At 66.7% G+C, this 19,147-nt stretch carries 11 protein-coding genes and 3 tRNA genes; 7 read left to right on the forward strand and 7 right to left on the reverse strand.

What is annotated here, in order from left to right:
- The first annotated feature begins 209 nt into the window (after positions 1–209).
- Positions 210–1,301 (forward strand): redox-regulated ATPase YchF, encoded by a 1,092-nt coding sequence (gene ychF, locus AC5P9N_RS14220; RefSeq protein ID WP_005408193.1) that lies wholly within the window; start codon positions 210–212, stop codon positions 1,299–1,301.
- A gap of 504 nt (positions 1,302–1,805) precedes the next feature.
- Here ychF and AC5P9N_RS14225 read toward each other — a convergent pair.
- From AC5P9N_RS14225 to AC5P9N_RS14255, 7 genes are all read right to left on the reverse strand, one after another.
- Entirely contained in the window at positions 1,806–5,063 is a 3,258-nt protein-coding gene (locus AC5P9N_RS14225) for an autotransporter outer membrane beta-barrel domain-containing protein (RefSeq protein WP_164212676.1), read from the reverse strand.
- Positions 5,064–5,326: 263 nt separating this feature from the next.
- A complete protein-coding gene (locus AC5P9N_RS14230; protein WP_005408195.1) occupies positions 5,327–5,968 on the reverse strand; it encodes a response regulator in 642 nt (213 codons plus the stop codon).
- The gene (locus AC5P9N_RS14235) at positions 5,965–9,063 is read right to left on the reverse strand and encodes a hybrid sensor histidine kinase/response regulator (protein WP_243898042.1); all 3,099 of its coding nucleotides are present in this window, start codon (positions 9,061–9,063) and stop codon (positions 5,965–5,967) included. The genes AC5P9N_RS14230 and AC5P9N_RS14235 overlap by 4 nt, the downstream gene beginning before the upstream one ends.
- The gene (locus AC5P9N_RS14240) at positions 9,060–9,221 is read right to left on the reverse strand and encodes a hypothetical protein (RefSeq protein ID WP_243898041.1); all 162 of its coding nucleotides are present in this window, start codon (positions 9,219–9,221) and stop codon (positions 9,060–9,062) included. Before AC5P9N_RS14240 ends, AC5P9N_RS14235 begins: the two co-directional genes overlap by 4 nt.
- A gap of 90 nt (positions 9,222–9,311) precedes the next feature.
- Positions 9,312–10,532, reverse strand: a complete 1,221-nt coding sequence (locus AC5P9N_RS14245; RefSeq protein WP_049418869.1) for an EAL domain-containing response regulator — start codon at positions 10,530–10,532, stop codon at positions 9,312–9,314.
- Positions 10,529–13,300 carry a response regulator gene (locus AC5P9N_RS14250; protein WP_164212675.1) on the reverse strand — a complete coding sequence of 924 codons (2,772 nt, stop codon included), beginning with the start codon at positions 13,298–13,300 and terminating at the stop codon, positions 10,529–10,531. The genes AC5P9N_RS14245 and AC5P9N_RS14250 overlap by 4 nt, the downstream gene beginning before the upstream one ends.
- Positions 13,301–13,462: 162 nt before the next feature.
- Positions 13,463–16,201 (reverse strand): TonB-dependent receptor plug domain-containing protein, encoded by a 2,739-nt coding sequence (locus AC5P9N_RS14255; protein WP_043033760.1) that lies wholly within the window; start codon positions 16,199–16,201, stop codon positions 13,463–13,465.
- Between the two features lie 170 nt (positions 16,202–16,371).
- On the opposite strand from AC5P9N_RS14255, the gene AC5P9N_RS14260 reads away from it, so the two are divergent.
- The 6 genes from AC5P9N_RS14260 to AC5P9N_RS14285 form a co-directional block, all read left to right on the forward strand.
- Positions 16,372–17,391, forward strand: coding sequence for a cyanophycinase (locus AC5P9N_RS14260; RefSeq protein WP_012479232.1), 1,020 nt, complete (start codon positions 16,372–16,374; stop codon positions 17,389–17,391).
- Positions 17,392–17,496: 105 nt separating this feature from the next.
- Positions 17,497–18,513: an isoaspartyl peptidase/L-asparaginase family protein gene (locus AC5P9N_RS14265; RefSeq protein WP_024957319.1), complete on the forward strand. Its 1,017-nt coding sequence runs from the start codon at positions 17,497–17,499 to the stop codon at positions 18,511–18,513.
- Between the two features lie 137 nt (positions 18,514–18,650).
- Positions 18,651–18,736 (forward strand) — tRNA-Tyr (locus AC5P9N_RS14270).
- 24 nt (positions 18,737–18,760) lie between these two features.
- Positions 18,761–18,834: transfer RNA gene (locus AC5P9N_RS14275), tRNA-Gly, on the forward strand.
- A gap of 49 nt (positions 18,835–18,883) precedes the next feature.
- Positions 18,884–18,959 (forward strand) — tRNA-Thr (locus AC5P9N_RS14280).
- A 41-nt stretch (positions 18,960–19,000) separates the two neighbouring features.
- A partial coding sequence (locus tag AC5P9N_RS14285) for a GTP-binding protein (RefSeq protein WP_230078978.1) occupies positions 19,001–19,147 on the forward strand: 147 nt, incomplete at its 3' end.

Here is a 19,147-nt window from a genome sequence, read left to right on the forward strand (position 1 = left end):
CCGTTGGTCGGTACGGAACCAACCAATCCGGTAGGTACCGACCGTTGGTCGGTACGGAACCAACCAATCCGGTAGGTACCGACCGTTGGTCGGTACGGAACCAACCAATCCGGTAGGTACCGACCGTTGGTCGGTACGGAGAATGATTGGAAAAGCAGCGCCCAGGCCGCTGTTTCCCCAATCACTTTCACCCCAGAGAGCTGTCACCCATGGGTATCAAATGCGGCATCGTCGGCCTGCCCAACGTCGGCAAGTCGACCCTGTTCAATGCGCTGACCAAGGCGGGTATCGCCGCGGCGAACTTCCCGTTCTGCACCATCGAGCCGAACGTCGGCATCGTGCCGGTGCCGGACCCGCGCCTGAACGAGCTGGCGGGCATCATCAACCCTCAGAAGGTCATCCCGACCGCGGTCGAGTTCGTCGACATCGCCGGCCTGGTGGCCGGTGCCGCCAGCGGTGAAGGCCTGGGCAACAAGTTCCTGGCGCACATCCGCGAAGTCGACGCGATCACCCACGTGGTGCGCTGCTTCGAGCACGGCGACATCGTGCACGTGGCTGGCAAGGTCGATCCGATCTCGGACATCGAAACCATCGACACCGAGCTGGCGCTGGCTGACCTGGACAGTGTCGAGAAGGCGCTGAACCGTGCCGAGCGTGCGGCCAAGGGCGGCGACAAGGACGCAGCGGCGCGCAAGCCGGTGCTGGCCAAGCTGCAGGCTGCGCTGTCGGACGGCAAGGCCGGTCGCTCGGTCGGCCTGGACGAGGAAGAGAAGGCGCTGGTGCGCGACCTGTTCCTGCTGACCCTGAAGCCGGTGATGTACATCGCCAACGTGCTGGAAGACGGCTTCGAGAACAACCCGCACCTGGAAGCCGTGCGTGCGCATGCTGCCGCCGAAGGCGCGCAGGTGGTGCCGGTGTCGGCCGCGATCGAAGAAGAGCTGTCCCAGCTCGATGACGAAGACCGCGATACCTTCCTGGCCGACCTGGGCCTGAGCGAGCCGGGCCTGAACCGCGTGATCAACGCGGCCTACAGCCTGCTCGGCCTGCAGACCTACTTCACCGCTGGCGTGAAGGAAGTCCGCGCGTGGACCGTACGCAAGGGCGCCACCGCCCCGCAGGCTGCCGCAGTCATCCACACCGACTTCGAGAAGGGTTTCATCCGCGCCGAAACCATCGCGTATGACGACTTCATCAAGTACAAGGGCGAAGCCGGCGCCAAGGAAGCCGGTCGCCTGCGTCTGGAAGGCAAGGAATACCGCGTGCAGGAAGGCGACATCCTGCACTTCCGCTTCAACGTCTGATCCAGCGGCATCGGATCGACCCCGGACGCCCCGCCCTGTGCGGGGCGTTCGCGTTTCCGGCGATGGACAAAAAAACACCACGCTGCGAAACGCTTGCGGTGTGATGTTCGCCGGTACTTGTCCACAGCAAACTCCCATCGCTTTCCACGTCGGGTGTGGAAAACCGGCGAACCTGATGCAGCGCCGAGCCGATGCACGGCTGCGATGGACGTGAGCAGAGCGCGGGCTCGGCGCTACCTGCCTCGATCGTGCAGCGTGGACAAATTTTGACCACGCTTCGAAGCGCTTGCGCAGCAACACTCCCACCTACTTGTCCACATCAAATCCCAACCACTCTCCACGAGGGGTGTGGAAAACCGCGAAGAGGCATGGATAAAAAATAGCCACGTCCTGAAACGCTTGCTCCATGCGGTTCGCAGGCACTTGTCCACACCTAACCCCCATCGCTTTCCACGCGGCATGTGGAAAAAGCGCCCGGCACTCCCTTGCCGGGCACTTCCCGCATCACCAGGTGTACGACACGCCCATCTGCGCACTGATATCGCGGAAGCCCATGCCACCGCTCTGCCGGCTCAATTCACCCCAGCCTCGCCAACCGCCGGACAGATTCACCTGCACACCGGCCTTGGCTTCGTAGATGTCGCGCGGCAGCTGCCGCTGCAGGCGCTCGCCGACCATCGCCAGGCCTGCGCCATTGCCGCCGGACCACCAGTTCACCGCCACGTACGGGTGCACCTGGCCCTGCGCCGGGCTCAACCCGCGGCTGTACAGGCGCAGGCCGAGGCGGCTGCTGGTCTCGCTACCGCCGCGGTCCTCGACCACCGTGCCGTTGGCCTCGACCACGCGGTCGCTGTCATAGCGGCTGTGAACCACCTGCAGCTGCGGTTCCAGGTAGATGCCGCGCTGCGCGGTGCGCCGCAGGGGAAGCACATAGCCGGCTTCGGCCGACGCACTCCAGTTGCGGGCGTCATAGCGCTCCTTCTGCAGGCCTTCGCCCTGCACGCTGTTGCGGAAGCGGCCGTACTGCAGCCAACCGTCCACATAGGCGCCGCCCTGCATGCGTGCATCCTGCAGCCAGGTGGCATAGGCGCCCACGCTGGTGCCGGTGACCACGCCCCGCGCGGCGTAGCCGGTCACCTGCGATCGGCTGTCATTGCGCGCACGGCCGTGACCGAGCATCGCACCTGCCTGCAGTTCGCCCTTGCCACCCACCTCGAAACGGCGGCCGACGCCGACCAGCACGCTGCTGATCTGCCCATCGACCTGGACCTGGCGGTTGCGGTCGTGGCTGTCGGGCTGCGCGCTGCGAAGGTGCATCCAGGCCACGGCATCGCCGCTGACGCCCGCTTCGGCGGCGGGATCACCGGCGCGGTCGTGCAGGCTGTGCCGGAACATGCCCAGCGCGGCGCTGCGGTTGGCCAGGTAGGCCGCCGGTTCCGGGCGTTCCACCTTCGGACGTGTCGGGTCAACTGGATCTACCGGATCGACGGGATCGACGGGATCGACAGGATCGACAGGATCGACAGGATCGACGGGATCGACGGGATCGACGGGGTCCACTGGATCCACTGGATCCACTGGATCGACAGGATCGACGTATTCCGAACGCAGGTACCAGTTGCCATCATCCGGGGTCGACACGCCGCCCTTGAACAGGAAGTAGTCGTAGGCACCGGCAACCGCGCGGCCCTGCAGGCCGAACTGAGCATCGGACTGGCCACCTACGGTGATCAGGCGGATGCCCTCCTGGGTCAGTGCACCGGCGCCGCCGGCATTGCGCACGCTCACGCTGGCGGTGCCGCTGCTGTTGCCGCTGATCACCAGCTGATCGCCGAGCGAGGTATCGTCCCCCAGTGCACGGTTGAAGATCCAGTGGCCACCGTTACCCACGTAGTCGCCGCTGACAGTGACGGTCTTGAAACCGCCCGCCGCCGGTGCATCGAAGGCAATGGTGCCGGCGTGTTCGAGTGCACCGACGCTGGAACTGTCACGCACGTTCCACTGGCTGCTGCCATCCAGCGCCAGCTGTGCGACCTGGTAACCGGAGTCGTTGCGCAGGGCGCCGCTGAACTGAGTACCGTTGCGCAGCACCATGTGCACCTCCGCAGTCGCGCTGTCGACGACCACGTCGCCGCTCAGGCGGCTGTTGTTCGCGGTGAAGCGGATCTCGGACGTTGCCACCGAGCTGCCATCAGTGAACACGGTATCGCTGACCCTCAGCAGTCGGCCGCCAACCAGGTCACCTGCCTGACGGGCGACAACGGCGGTATTGTTGAGTGTCAGTTCGTGGTTGCTTCCCTGCAGCCACAACGCTGGGCCGTCCAGGGTCTCGATCTGGCTGTCGTTGAACACCAGCCGATCCCAGTAGGGACCAAATACGGTGATGTAGGAACGATAGGCGCCCGAGTTCGTTCCCAGCGCCTGGATGTGCAGGGCGTCCGCAGTGAGCTTTGCAGTGTTCATCTGCACGATGCCGAACGAGGCTGCGCCATGGGTGGTGATCGAGCCGCCGTCCAGCTGTATGTCCGCGGTACTGCCGCCCAGGAACACACCACCGGACACCGCACCGTAGGTCGCAATGTCGAGATTCCTGGCACGGATCCGGGAGTAGGGCGTTGGAGGGTTGCTGCCGGAAGCGCGCAGGCCGTAGACGCCATCGCCATGGGTATCAATGCTGCCACCGGTGATCGTCGCGGTGCCACCCCATACGTCCACACCGTGGCCATACCCGTTGTCACCAAAGGTGCTGATCACAGTGTTGCTCAGGTCCGCCAGCGAGTCGGCACCGGACAGCCAGATCCCGGAACTGCCATCGCGCACGGTGAAGTGCGCGCCCTCGGCGGTCAACTTGCCCCAGCTGTTGACGTTGACGCCGTAGCCGCCGGTGCTTTCAAAGCGGGCATTGGTGATTTCCGCTGTGGCGAACGTTCGACTGGTCCGGTTTCCCATCAGTCGGATGCTGCTGCCGTTGGCGGTGGCGGTGCCCCCGGTGATGCGGAGGATCCCCCCGTTGTCAATGTCGAAGTAGCCATTGATGACATCCACGTCGCGCAGCGACAACACGCTTCCGCTGCCGCTTGCGGACAGGCGGCCGCTGGAACCGTTGGTTGCCTGCGCGAACGTCATCGCCAGTGATTCCAACGAAAGCAGTGCGCCGCCGTCGGCATAGATGGCACGGCCGGCACCGTTGCTGATCGTGGTACCCGATACATGCAGCTCGCTTCCACGTCCGCTGGAATACAGGGCATGACCATCGCTGCTTACACTGCCGCCATCGAGCCATATCTTGCCGCCGTTGGTGGCGTTGACCGTGCCGTAGCCGGAACTGTTGCGATAGGCATTGATGACCAGGTTGCTGGCGTGGATGACACTGCCGATGCCGGTTGCGTTGAGCGCATAACCGACGCCTGAACTTCCATTGCCAAGCTGTATGTGACCTCCCTGTACAAGAACACTGCCACCTGCGGAGGCCTGGATTGCGCTGCCGCCGCCGGTGACATCGACGCGCGTGTCATCGAGCGTTGCCGTGCTGCCGGCTCCGTTCACGTCCAGGGCGAAGCCGCCCACGGAGTGCAGCAGGGTATCGCCCGCATCCAGCTGCAGGGTCTGGCCATTGATGACCTTCAGCGGTCCGGTCAGATCGGCGGCGTGGGCCGGCAGCGCCGCCCACAGGGCGGTCGCCAGCAGGCTGGGAAGGAGGGGGGCAGGCGCGAGGCGCGCGCGCCCAGGCGCACGGCGGTACCGTGTGGGGGAGGCGTACATTCTGTTGGACTTCCTGTGGCAGGGCGCAGCACGGCTGCGCGAACTGGCGCGGCAGGGCCGCGTCGCTGCGGAAGCCACACGCGATGGCAGCTGCAGGCGCCATCGGACTTCCGTCCCCCAGGGCGGCGCAGCTACTGCCGGCAGGCGCACCAAGGCGGGATGCGTCCAGCCTAGAAATCGGCGCTGTCCTATGGAATCAGGCGTTTCCTAAAGCCGGTGCGGGCCCTTGTACAGGGGCTGCAGGGTTCAGCCTGGAGTGGACCTCAGGCGAACAACGAGGCCTGCAGGCAGTACTCGATCAGCGCCTGATCACTGTCCACGCCCAGCTTGCGCATCGCGCTGATCTTCTGCGTGCTGACCGTCTTGGCGCTGCGCTGCAGCTGGCGTGCAATGTCGCCCACGCTCATGCCGCCGGTGAACAGCCGGATCACTTCCAGCTCGCGCGGCGACAGCCGCGCACGCACCGCATCGGCATCGGCCGGCTCGCTCGCCGCTACCGGCAGCAGGCCCGGGGGCCGGTAGACGCGGTCGGCCAGCACCACGCGCAGGGCCTGTACCAGGCTGCCCAATCCATGGCTCTTGAGCACCACGCCGCCGGCACCAGCGGCATACATCGCCGCAACCAACGACGGGTTGGACACCATCGTCAGCACCAGCAGGCGCGTCTCCGGGAAGCTGCGGCGCAGGAACGAGATCAGCTTTATGCCGTCCCCGAAGCGGTCGCCCCCTGGCATGCTGTAGTCGGTGATCACCGCCTGTGGCCGGGTCCGGGTCATCAGCTCGATCAGCGTCGCCGGGTCGGCCGCTTCGCCCACGACCTCGAGGTCCAGCTCCCCGGCCAGTACGTCGCGGATGCCGGCAAGCACGATCGGGTGGTCGTCGGCGATGAGGATCCGTGTGGTCATGGCGGGTTCGGGTCGTCAGATGAGGAAGGAGATGCCGCGCCGAGCAGCGGATGCAGCAGCTGTTCGAGGCGTCGCTGGAAGCCGGCAAGCGGAGCCTCCTGGGTGACCAGGTCATCGCCGCCTGCGAGGCCCTGTTCGATCCGCAGGCCGCTGTCCACCAGCGCAGGTGCGCCGACGATGACCAGTGCGCCGCGGATGCGATGCAGTACCTGCACCACGCGCGCCGGATCGGCGGTGGCAATCGACTGGCGCAGGCTGTCCAGGTCAGCCTGCATGGTCTGCACGAACAATGCCTGCATTCTTGCGGGAACCTGCAGCGGCGGATCATCATCGCGCGTATCGGTGGATACAGGACTTTGCGGCGGCGCGGAAACCGCCGCATCGCCCTGGGTGATCCGGATCAGCAGGCGTTGCAGCGCTTCCAGCGTGATCGGCTTGACCAGCACGCCCTGCATGCCCGATTCCTGGCAGCGTTGGCGTTCGGCCGGATCGGCGTTGGCGGTGGCACCGTGGATCGGCACGCTGACACCGCGCGCCCGCAAGGCGCGCGCCAGGCCATAGCCATCCATCCCGGGCATGTTCAGGTCGGTCAGCACCAGCGCGAACGCGCCCTGCTGCCAGTAGCCCAGCGCTTCATTGCCATCGCTGGCGACCACGGCGCGGCAGCCGAGCTGTTCCAGCTGGTCGCGCAGGATCGCCTGGTTGATCGGGTTGTCCTCGGCCACCAGCACCTGCAGGCCGAAACGGCGCGTCGCCGGCAGGCGCCCTTCGGCGCTCGCCGCTAGCGGCTGGCCACTGGCCGCGGCCAACGCGAGCACGATCGCATCGAACCGGTGCAGGCCAACCTGCCAGAAGCCATCAATGTGCCGGGGGCGCACGCCGCCTTCGCGGCAGGCGACCACACGCGGTCCACCGGCCCACCCGGGCAGCGGGTCGTCAAGGACCAGGTCGAGCAGCACGGTGGGCGATGGCAAGTCTGCCGTGCTGTCTTCCCGGTACACGCTGGCCTGTGCACCACGCTGCTGCAGGCGTTCGCACAGCGATTGCACCAGCTCGCGCACGCTGCCCCGTACCTGGACCTGCAGGCCCGCAGGCAGCTGCGGCGCAGGGGATTGCTGCGGATCCGCCGGCGCCGGTGGCAGCGGCAGTTCGACGCTGAAGCTGCTGCCCAGGCCGCTCTCGCTGACCACACGCAGCTGGCCTTCCATCAACGCCACAAGATGCGCGCAGATGGCCAGCCCTAGGCCGGTGCCGCGCATCGCATCGGTGCCCGGGTTGGCCTGGAAGAACGGCTCGAACAGGTGCGCCTGGTGTTCGCTGGCAATGCCGATACCGGTATCGGCGACCTGCCACTGCAGCCAGCAGCGTTGCTCCTGCCAGCGTGCCGAAACGCGCACCACCACGCGCCCGCTGTCGGTGAACTTCAGTGCGTTGCTGATCAGGTTGTTGAGGACCTGGCGGATCCGCGCGGCATCACCGCACACCAAGGGTGGCACGTCGGCATCGATGCAGGCGTAGAACCGCAGCCCCTTGTTGGCGGCCGCGGCAGCATACGAGTCGAGCGCATCCTCGGTCAGTCGCACCGGATCGAACGGGCTGGGCTCCAGGCTCAGTTGCCCGGCCTCTGCCTTGCTGACGTCGAGGATGTCGCTGATCAGCTGCATCAGGGTCGAGGACGAACGCTGGATCGTCGCCAGATAGTCCTGCTGCCGCGCATCCAGTGGTGTGAGTCCGAGCAGTTCGAGGGTGCCGAGCACGCCGTACAGCGGCGTGCGGATTTCATGGCTCATCGTGGCCAGGAACTGGCTCTTGGCCCGGTTGGCCTGGTCGGCGGCACGGCGCGCCTGCTGCAGCACCTGTTCGGCTTCATGCTGGCTGCTGAGATCGATGAACAGACACAGCACCGCCGGCTCGCCGCGATAGCGCGCCGGCGTCGCGGTCACCAGCAGGTGGCGGCCTTCGGGCGTGGTGTAGGCCAGCCCATCGCCGAGCGTGGTGCCTCCAGCGGCCAGCACGCTGCGCCGCCAAGGGCCATGCCAGCCTCCGCTGTGGTGGTCTTCGCCCAGCCAGCGGCGGGCGAGGGTGTTGTCCAGCAGCACATTGCCATCGGTACGGCGCAGCAGGCACAGCCCGATCGGCGCGTTGTCCAGGATGGTGCGGCTGAAGGCCTCGCTTTCCAGCAGGCGCGCGTGGTTGCTGCGCAGTGGTTCGATGACCGAACGCCGATACGCGCGCAGCAGCAGCGTGCCACCCAATGCCAGCAGCAGCGCCACCACGGTCGCGCCGAGCAAGGGCCCCTGTGGGTGCTGGAACACCTGCCGCCAGCTGACGTGGTACACCGCCAGCCAGCCGCGCTCGCTGCGCATGCGGAACTGCAGGCCTGCAAGGCCGGCCTTCCAGGAGGTGCCAGCGTCACTGGCGTCTGCTGCATCGCCCAGCAGGCGCTGGCCATCGGTATCGAACAGCGACAGCCGCTGGAACACCGGAACACCCAGCACCTGCCGGTAGTCATCGACACGTCCCGGATCGAGCAGGCAGGCCAGCGCGGCCTGTGAATCCTTGTCGTCCTCGCCCCACAGGCGTGCATCCTGCGGCGCATGCGCGATGGCCAGCAAACGGGTCTGCCGGTCGCGCCACGGTACGCTCACCCAGACGATGCCACCGCGCTGCAGCGCCGGACGCGTGCCCATGACCCGGTGGATGTCGGCGATCGCCGGGCGCAGGTGATGCGGGCTGTTCTGGCTCGCATCGGTAACGCCGATCTGCACCGGTGCCAGCAGCCCGCGCGTGCCCTGGCCATCGACCAGCAGGCATTGCGGTGGTGGGTAGTGCGAGGCCGACCAGAACGTGCCGTAGAAGCGCAGGAAACGATCGCCCAGCTCGTTCGGTAGCGAAAGACTGGCTCCCTCGCTCCCGATCGCCGCGAAGTTGGCGAACAACGGGCCGCGTTGCAGTTCCACGCTGGCATCGGCAACCGGCTGTCCTCGAGCGCCGACATCGTGCAGCCGCCACTGGCGCAGGAAGCGCTCCTGCTCGCGAAGCGTGCCGTCCAGGCGGCGGAAGTGGTACTCGATCTTGCTGCGCTCTTCGTTCAAAAGCTGCGAGCCGGCAGCAGCAGTCCGGCCTGCAGGGTCGCCAGCACCACCACGCCGATCAGCAGGGCGTGGACGCGCAGTGAGCGGCGAGCGAGTCGGCGAACAGGGGCGGCCTCGGCCGGCATGGCGGGTCTCAGGGTGGGGGCGGACAGAGGCACCGGTGGCGGCAGCGCAAAGTCCGCCGCCACTGCACAGACAGGATCGTCAATGCGACTTGATGATGTTGTGAAGTCGCTGTGGAATCCGTGTCAGCTCAGGGCGGCTCGCGATCTTTCGTCCAGTTGCGGTGCTTCTTCGTCCAGCAGGCGGGTGAACTCGTCTGAGGGCAGCGCCTGCGAGATCAGGAAACCCTGCACCTGGCTGCAGCCGAGCTGGCGCAGCGCGGCCAGGTCGGCATCGCTTTCCACGCCCTCGGCCACGATGGTCAGCCCGAGCTGGTTGGCCAGCGCGATCACCGTCGACAAGGTCAGGTGCAGGGCCGGGTCACGGGCGCAGCCGCTGACCAGCGCGCGGTCGATCTTGACCTCGGTGAAGGGGGTATTGACCAGATTGTGGACCGAGCTCAGACCCTGCCCGAAATCATCCTGGGCCAGGCCGAAGCCCTTCATGCGCAGCCGGCAGGCACCGGCATAGAAGTCGCTGACGTGCCGCGTGGTGCTGTTTTCCATCAGCTCAAAGCACAATTCACCAGGCGTACCGCCGTTGGCCAGGGTCAGTGCCAGCAGTTCGTCGGGCAGGTCCGACTGCTCCAGCAGGTGAGGGGGCAGGTTGATCGATACCGGTACCCGGAACCCTTGTTTGCGCCAGCGTGCCTGTGCGCTGATGCTGGCCTTGAGCATCATCCGCAGCAGATCGCCCTCCAGCCCGTATCGGCAGATCGCCGGGAGGAAGCTGCCAGCGGCCAGCGCGCCCAGCTGCGGATGGCGCCAGCGCACCAGTGCCTCGGCCGCCACGACCCGCCCTGACTGCAGTGACTTTTTCGGTTGGAACCAGGCCGTCAGGCTGCCATCGGCCATGGCCTGGCGCAGCTGCGAAACATCCGGTTCGGGTGCAGCCGCCGCGCGCGTGGGGGCCTTGCCAGTGGCCTGACGCGCCTGCGCCAGCGCCTCGAACAGGGCATCCACGTCGGCGGCCGCCACCGGCTTGGGCAGCAGGCCGATCACCTCCAGCCCCAGCGATTCGGCCATCAGCCGTGCCGAGGTCATCATCCGCCGCGGGGCCGCGCTGACCACGGCAAGGCGGGGTGGGCGTGGCTGCGCCGCCAGCGCCTGGATGAACTGGATGCCGTCCTGCCCGGGCATCAGCAGGTCACTGACCACCAGGTCGTAGGGCTGGCAGGCACACAGTGCGATGGCGGCATCCACGTCTTCGCAGGCATCGACCTGGACGCCGGCACGGCTGCCGAAAAGATTGGCCAGGAAACCACGCTGGAAGGGCTGGTCTTCCAGGATCAGGACACGCTGGGTCATGCGGGATCTCCTTGGCGCAGGGCGGTGAGTGCCTTGCGCAGGCGGGCGATGTCGATGGGTTTGCTGAGGTAGCCCTGCATGCCACTGGCCAGGCAGCGCTCGCGCTCTTCGGCGGTGGCATTGGCGGTGGCGCCGATCACCGGTACCAGGTTGCCGTCATCGCGCAGCTCGCGGGCCAGCGCGTGGCCGTCCATGCGCGGCATGTTGATGTCGGTCACCACCAGATCGAAGCACTGCTCGCGGCACCGTTGCAGCGCTTCAATGCCATCCTGTGCCAGCTCCACGTCGCAGCCGAGGATGCGCAGCTGCTCAGCCAGGATCACCCGGTTGATCGGGTTGTCCTCGACCGCCAGCACGCGCAGCCCCAGCGGCACGGGCGGTGCCAAGCGCGTGGTCTCCGGCTGCGCCGCACGTTGCTGCTGCACGTTGGCCAGCGCATTGCCGATCGCGGTCATGCCATGCAGGGTCACGACCAGGCTGCCATCGGCGGCAGTGATCGGCTGGTCACCGCCCTCGATCGATGCCACCACGCGCGGGCCCGACCATGCCAGCGGAGTGGCTGCTTCACCATCCATCAGGATCGCGCCGTCATGGTCCAGCAGCGTCGGGTCGCCAAGCAGGGGCTGCGCGTTGGCACCCCAGCGACACAGCCAGCCACAGGCACTGTCGACCAGCTCGCGGTCGCGGCCGCGCACCAGGATCGGTGGTTCCGGCAGCAATGTGGGCCCATCCTCGGCAGCGGCCAGCACCGGCAATGGCAGGCGGACGCTGAAGCTGCTGCCCAGGCCCGGCTCGCTCACCACCTGCAGCTCGCCGCTCATCAAGCGCACCAGACGGTCGCTGATGGACAGGCCCAGGCCGGTACCCTGCGCGCTGGCCGCGCCGCGGACCTGGCGGAACGGTTCGAACAGACGCGCCTGTTCCTCCGCAGCAATACCCACGCCGGTATCGGTCACCTGCCAGGCCAGCACGCTCGATTCACCTTCGCGCTGTACCTGGCGCACGCGCAACACCACCCGGCCATGCTCGGTGAACTTGATCGCGTTGCTGAGCAGGTTGCCCAGCACCTGGCGGATGCGGTCGGCATCACCGAGCACCCGCGTCGGCAGGCGCGGATCGGTGCAGACCAGGATCTGCAGGCCCTTGCAGGTGGCCGACGCGGCGAAGCTGCGCAGCACACTCTCGGTCAGCTCGCGCGGCGAGAACGCCGCCGGCTCCAGGCTGAGCTGCCCTGACTCGATCTTGGACACATCCAGCACATCACTGATCAACTGCAGCAGGACCGACGAGGAACTCTCGATGGTGCGCAGGTATTGCGACTGCCGGGCGTCCAGCGAGGTGTGCCCCAGCAGCTCCAGCGTGCCCAGCACGCCGTACAGCGGAGTGCGGATTTCATGGCTCATGGTGGCCAGGAACGCGCTCTTGGCCTGGTTGGCCGCATCGGCCGCCTGGCGTGCCGACGACAGTGCGGCCTGTGCCTGGCGGTGTCGGGAAATATCATGGAAGACGCATAGCAGCACATCATCGCCCTGGTAGCGGCAGGCCGCGTGCAGCACCTGCAGCTGGCGCCCGTCGCGGGCGGTGAATTCCAGTCCGCGCCCGCGCTCGCCGGCATGTCCGCGCCATGGCGCCTGCCAGTCGCTGTGTTCGCCTTCCTCGCCGAGCCAGTCGCGCAGCAGCTGGTTGGACAGCAGCAGCGCGCGGTCGTTGCGGCGCAGGACGCAGATGCCGACCGGCGCCATGTCGATCACCGTCGAACTGAAGTCCAGGTTCTCCAGCAGGCGGCGGTGCTGCTGCAGGGCCGGCTGGATCAGCTGCAGGTCCACGCGATGCCGTAGCAGGCGCAGCGCAACACCGGCCAGCAGCAGCAACAGCACGCAGACCAGCAGGGGCACGGCCAGGTCGCCCAGCAGCAGCTGCGGCGGCAGGTGGTAGACCAACCGCCAGCCGTCATTGCCGACACTTTTCACCAGCGCTACGCCGCGCGGCAGGCCGCCGCTCCATAACGTACCGAAGCTGTCGTCCTGGCGTTCCCGCAGGATTGTCCAGCCCGCGCGATCCAGCCGCGGCGCCTGGCTGGACAATGCAGGCTGCCCAGAACGGTCGAGCAACGCATAACCGCCGATGCCCTGGCCATCGATCATGCCCGCCGCTGCATCTGTATCAAGCAGCAGTACCAGCCACTGCGCCGGATGGGGACCGGACTGCACCGGCTGCGCCAGTGCGACGCCACGGTCACCCGGGCGCAGCCAGTACACCCGGTCAGCGCCCTCGAGGCTGCCGTTGCGCGTCTGCAGTGCACGTAGCGATGGCAGGCGTGCCACGTCCAAGTCGACCGCGCCTCCGGCCAGCCAGTGCGCACCCCGCGCATCGACCAGCAGCAGGTGCGTCTGCAGCGCCTGCAGCGTGTGCTCGGCACGTGCCGACAAGAGCAGTCGCTGGCCCGGCTGGCCGCCGGGGCCATCCAGCGCCACCTGGCGCATGCCTTTGCTGTCCGTGGCAGGCGCATCCGGATTGCCGGCCAGCACGGAATCGCCCAGGTAGCGCAGCAGGGCTTCGCGCTGGTCGAAATAGATCTGGGCCCTGTAGGCCGCTGCATTCATCTCGCGGCGATGGGTCGAGATGTCCTCGGTGAATGCCGTGAGCAGGTAGAACCCGGCCGCGGCGGCCAGGCAGATGAAGACACAGACGGTCAGGCAGCGCAACAGCACCGACGCGGTGGTCGATGGCACGGTCTTCTGCAGCGAAGGGCGGGGGAAGCGGAACATGCAACGATGCTAGGAAGCGGCGCGGACGGCGCGGAATCAGCTGTTTCCTAAAATCCCCGGCTGGCCGACCGGCCCGGAGCCTGCCCGCGGGCACCGTTCAGGTGGCAAAAAAAGGAACCCCCGCCGAAGCGGGGGTTTCCTGTACCGACATTGGCCGGGCACTTACAGCGCGCTGCCACCGAACTTGTGGGTGTACTGCAGGTTGATGGTGCGGCCGACGCTGTCGAACCAGGACACGTCGTAGTACGGATACGCGGTGTAGGTGGCATCCTTCGGCGGCATCTTGTTGAACACGTTGACCACCGACAGCGACAGGCGCGAATGGTCGTCGAAGCGATACTGCACCGAGGCGTTGTAGCGGTAGGTCGCCTTCACGTAGGGGCTGTCACCGCTTTCCCAGTCGAACGACTGGTCGTAGTTGTCCGAGGTCGGCAGCTTGCCCAGGCGCGAACCGTAGACCGTGGCCGACCACGCGTCCTTCTCCCAGGTCACGCTCAGGCTGGTCTTGGTGCGCGGGATGTCGAATCCGCTGTTGACCGCGAACTGGTCCAGGGTCGGATCGCCGGGGTAGCGCTGGAAATCGTGCTTCTTCACCCAGGTGTGGGTGCCATTGAGGATGAAGTCGCCGATACCGGTCTGCAGGCGGTAGCGCAGGCCGACGTCGATGCCGGAGGTCGACTCGCGGGCGACGTTGATCGGCGCCACGCGCACGCCGTACAGGCGGCCGTCGCTGGTACGGGTGATGCGGTCGAGCGCGTCCACGCAGGTCGGCGAATTGATGTCGGCACTGCCGAGCCGGCAGTTCGCTTCGTTGGCCAGGAGGGTGCGCACATCCATGTCCTGCACCTGCTTGCGCATGTCGATGTCGAACCAGTCCACCGACAGGTCCAGGCCGATCGCCGGCGACCAGACGAAGCCTGCGCTCCACGAGGTGCTGGTTTCCGGGTCGAGCTGGCGGTTGCCGGTGCGGCTGCGGATCAGGTTGCGCTCGTAGTCGGAACAGTCGCTGGCGCCATCGGCGCGGCAGCTGTACAGGTCTTCGGCGGTGGTCTCGTCGTTGCCCGGTCCGGCGAACACGTAGTGCAGGTCCGGCGCGCGGAACGCGGTGCCATACGAACCGCGTACCAGCAGCGTGTCGATCGGGCGCCATTCCAGACCGCCGCTCCAGGTCGCCTTGCCGATGGTGTGGCCGGAATAGCGGTACTGGTCGTAGCGGCCGGCCACGCTCAGGTTGACCGTCTCGTGCAGCGGCATGCGCAGCTCGGCGGCGGTCGCCCAGCGGTTGCGCGAGCCCTGGCCGTCCGAATCCTTCCAGCTGTAGTAGTAGTACTGGGTGGCCAGCGGATCGGGATTCAGCGCATAGGCCTGCTGGCCCACTTCCACGGTCGCGGCGAACCCGGCATCACCGCCCGGCAGGCCGAACAGCGCGGAATTGGTCAGCGTGAATGCAGCCGTCTCGGTGCGCGACTTCGGCGAATAGGTGGTGCGTGCGGCAATCGAATCGTACTCGGCGCGGGTCAGCGGCCGGTACAGCCGCGACGGGGCCGCGTTGTAGATCGGGAAACCGTCGTCGTCCACGCCCAGCTGCGGGCCCAGGAACAGGTCATTCGCCTTGGAGGCGATGATCTGCGCCCAGCTGATCCGCGACTGGTACTGCGAATGGCTCAGCGCCGCTTCGTAGTCCCAGTTGCCGGCCAGATTGCCCTTGAAGCCGGTGGTCACGCTGAAGGTCTTCTGCGTGCTGCGCACCATCGCATTGCGCAGGCCCCCCATTTCCTCGGGTGAGAACTGGCGCTGCCAGAACTCGATCTCGCCGGTGGCCTGGTTGTTGAAGTAGCCCGACTCATCGCCATTGGCGTCCATGCGGCCCCACTTGGTGACGTCGCGCATCAGCGACATCGTGTGGTAGCCCAGCTGCACATCGGCGAACCATTGCTGGCCGTTGTCGAAGTCGTAGCTCAGCGAGGCGTAGCCATTGGCGCCGCGGCGCTTGCTGAGGATGGTGCCGTAGCCGATCGAGCTGTCGCTGCCGCAGTAGTAACCGTAGCGCGGGCGGTAGGCGCGGTAGGTGCTGCCCTGGTTCTGCCCGGCCAGCGCTTCGCAGGTGGCCGCGCCCGGATCCAGGTAGTCGTCGTTGTAGTCCGTACGCAGGTAAGCGCGGCGGGCGATGCGCGAGCCCTCGGTGGGGCCGTCCTGGGTCGAATCCTGGATGTCGCGCTCATAGGCCCACAGCGGGGTCTGCGACTGCAGCTCGACGCTGTACACGGCGTTGAAGTTGCCGCGGCTGAAGCCGCTGGCCAGGCTCATGTCGAACGACTCGCCACCGCCTTCGCTGGTGGTGCCCATGCGCATGTCGATCGTGGTGCCGTCGGCCTTCTTCTTCAGGATGAAGTTGACCACGCCGGCGATCGCGTCCGAGCCGTAGATGGCCGAGGCGCTGCCGGTCAGCACTTCGATGCGCTCGATCATCCCCAGCGGGATGTTGGAGACATCGGTGAAGTTGCTGCGGCCCTTGAACGGCATCGGGAAGTCGGCGATGCGGCGGCCATTGACCAGCACCAGCGTGTGGTTCGGGCCCAGGCCGCGCAGGTCCACCTGCTGGGCGCCCGGCGAGAAGTCGGCGCCGCTGGAAGACTGCTGGCTCTGGGTCTCACCGCCGTTCTGGGTCATTGCACGCAGCACGTCCGGCACGCTGGTGAAGCCGCTGGAGCGGATCTGTTCGGCGTCGATCACCGTGATCGGGGCGGGGCCTTCCACCTGGGCGCGCGGAATGCGCGAACCGGTGACCTGCACCGCATCCAGTTGTTGAACCGGGGAGGAAGCCGGTGCCTGGGCCGCCGCGGAAGCAGCCACGCCCATCAACGCCAGCTGGATCGACCACGCCATCGCCTTTCTACGCATGAGGAATTCTCGGAAATGAAGCCGGCCCGCAGAGGAGGGGCCCTGTCCCCCATTCAGATTTCCGGAACGGGCGCGCGCATTTAACGCCTTTTTCATGTCCTTGACTACTGGGTCCCTATCTGGCAAAGAGTGGAAACGCTTGCAAGTCGATTTTGTTCAGGGAGATCAAGATGCGACGCCTCCATCGGACCCTGCGTGCCCCCTTCGCCTGGCTGGCGCTGCTGGTCTTGGCCGTGCCGTTGGTCGCCCTTGCGCAGGACCTGCAGGGCCCGGGCTTCGCCTACTACGAAGCCGGCGATCTCGACGCGCCCCGGCCCGGTCCGCGCGCACCGGCCATGATGCTGATGGGCGGTGGCGAATGGGTGCCGGAGGCCTTCCACTGGTGGCTGAAGCAGGCTGGCAATGGCCGTGTGCTGATCCTGCGCGCTTCTGGCAGTGATGAGCTGCAGGACCGCCTGTACCGCGAGATCGGCGGTACCACCGCAGTGCAGACGCTGGTGTTCGACAGCCGCCGCGGCGCCGACGATCCGGCCGTGCTGCGCGTGGTTGCCGCAGCTGATGCCATCTTCATTGCCGGTGGTGACCAGTCGCGCTACATCCGCTTCTGGAAGGGCACTGCGCTCAACCGCGCGCTGAACGCCCACGTGCGCGCTGGCAAGCCGATTGCCGGTACCAGTGCGGGGCTCGCCATCCTCGGTGGCTATGCCTACGGCGCGATGGACGGCGGCAGCATCACCTCTGCCGGCGCCCTGGCGGACCCGATGGGCAGCGCGGTGACCATGGACAGCGGCTTCCTGCAGATGCCCTACCTGCAGCGCGTGGTCACCGACACCCACTTCGACAAGCGCGACCGGCTCGGTCGCCTGATCGTGTTCGTGGCGCGTGCCGCACAGGACAGTGGCGACCCCGACATCGTCGGCATCGGCGTCGACGAGGACACCGCCCTGTGCGTGGAGCCTGATGGCCAGGCGCAGGTCTACAGTGCTGACGGCGAGGGCAAGGTCTGGGTGGTCAACCCTGGCCGCGATGCCGACCGCCTGGTCGAGGGCGAGCCGCTGCGCTTCCGCGCGGTGCCGGTAACGGTGGTCGCCAGCGGCAGCCGCATGCGCCTGGATGACGTCCAGGCCGAGGCCGACTATCAGGCCGTGGCCGACGTCAGCGACGGTGAGCTTGAGTTCACGCTTCGGTAGTGCCGGCCGCTCGCCGGCAACCCACCTTCCCTGATACGCCCCCCGCCGGCCAGCGGCCGGCACTACCCTGCAATCCATTCCCCGCTACTGCTGGAGACGTATCCGATGAAACTGCGCCTGGCGCTGTCTGCGCTGCTGTCCCTGCCCATGCTTGCCCAGGCCGCACCGGCCGCTTCACCGCTGCTGGTCATCCACGGCGGCGCCGGCGTCGAGCGCAAGGACCTGTCGCCGGCCGAGGAAAAGGCCGCACGTGACGCGCTGCGGGCGGCACTGCTGAAGGGCCATGCGGAACTGGCGGCGGGGCGCCCCGCGCTGGCCGCAGTCACCGCCGCGATCACCGTGCTGGAGGACGATCCCACCTTCAACGCCGGCAAGGGCGCGGTGTTCACCCACGACGGCCACAACGAGCTGGATGCGGCGGTCATGGATGGCGCGAACCAGGCGGCGGGCGCGGTGGCGGGCGTGCAGCGGGTGCGCAACCCGATCCTGCTGGCGCAGACCGTGATGCAGAAATCCCGCCACGTGATGATGGTCGGGCAGGGCGCCGAAGCCTTCGCGGCCGAGCAGGGCATTCCTCTGGTCGATCCCTCCTACTTCCGTACAGAGAAGCGCTGGCAGCAGCTGCAGCGCGCGCTGAAGGAAGAGGCCAGCGGCCAGGCGCATGCTGACCTGGAGACTGCAAAGCACTTCGGTACCGTTGGTGCGGTCGCATTGGACGCGCAGGGGCATCTGGCCGCCGGCACCTCCACCGGGGGCATGACCAACAAGCGTTACGGCCGGGTCGGTGACTCGCCGATCATCGGTGCCGGCACCTGGGCCGACGCACGCTGCGCGGTGTCCGGCACCGGGTGGGGCGAGTACTACATCCGCACTGCGGCCGCGCACGAGATCTGCGCGCGCATGCGCTACCAGGGGCAGAGCCCGGAGCAGGCCGGCAAGGGCGTGATCAACGAGACGATTCCGCAGATGGGCGGCGACGGCGGTGCGATCGTGCTCGGCGCAGACGGAAAAATGGCCACGCCGTTCAACACCCAGGGCATGTATCGGGGCTGGATCGGCGGCGACGGCGTCCCTCATGTCGCAATTTTCGCCAACGAGACCCTGCCGGTTCCCGGGCAATAACCTTGCGTATCAATGGGTTTGCGACAGCGTGTGAAAAAAATGGAAAAAAGCGTTGACAGCCCCCCGTCCCATCAGCAGAATAAGCGGCTCACCACCACACACCGCAACGCTTCGGCGGCAACGGAATGGGGTGGTAAGGAGGGATACCCAAGCGGCCAACGGGGGCAGACTGTAAATCTGCTGGCTTACGCCTTCGGTGGTTCGAATCCACCTCCCTCCACCAGTTTCACGTTGTGACATTCCCGGCGCGGGAGTAGTTCAATGGTAGAACCTCAGCCTTCCAAGCTGATGGTGCGGGTTCGATTCCCGTCTCCCGCTCCATTGAATGAACTTTGAATATTATCGAGTTCATGTCATAATGCAAAACTCGGCTCACGTAGCTCAGTCGGTAGAGCACTTCCTTGGTAAGGAAGAGGTCGAAGGTTCGATTCCTTTCGTGAGCACCATCTTAAGCATCACCTCTCAGACGAATTCGAGATAAGCAGCCATGGCCAAGGGTAAGTTCGAGCGCACCAAGCCGCACGTCAACGTCGGCACCATCGGTCACGTCGATCACGGCAAGACCACGCTGACCGCCGCACTGACCAAGATCGGTGCCGAGCGCTTCGGTGGCGAGTTCAAGGATTACTCCTCG

The organism is Stenotrophomonas sp. YJH_SMC_6 (assembly GCF_059371335.1).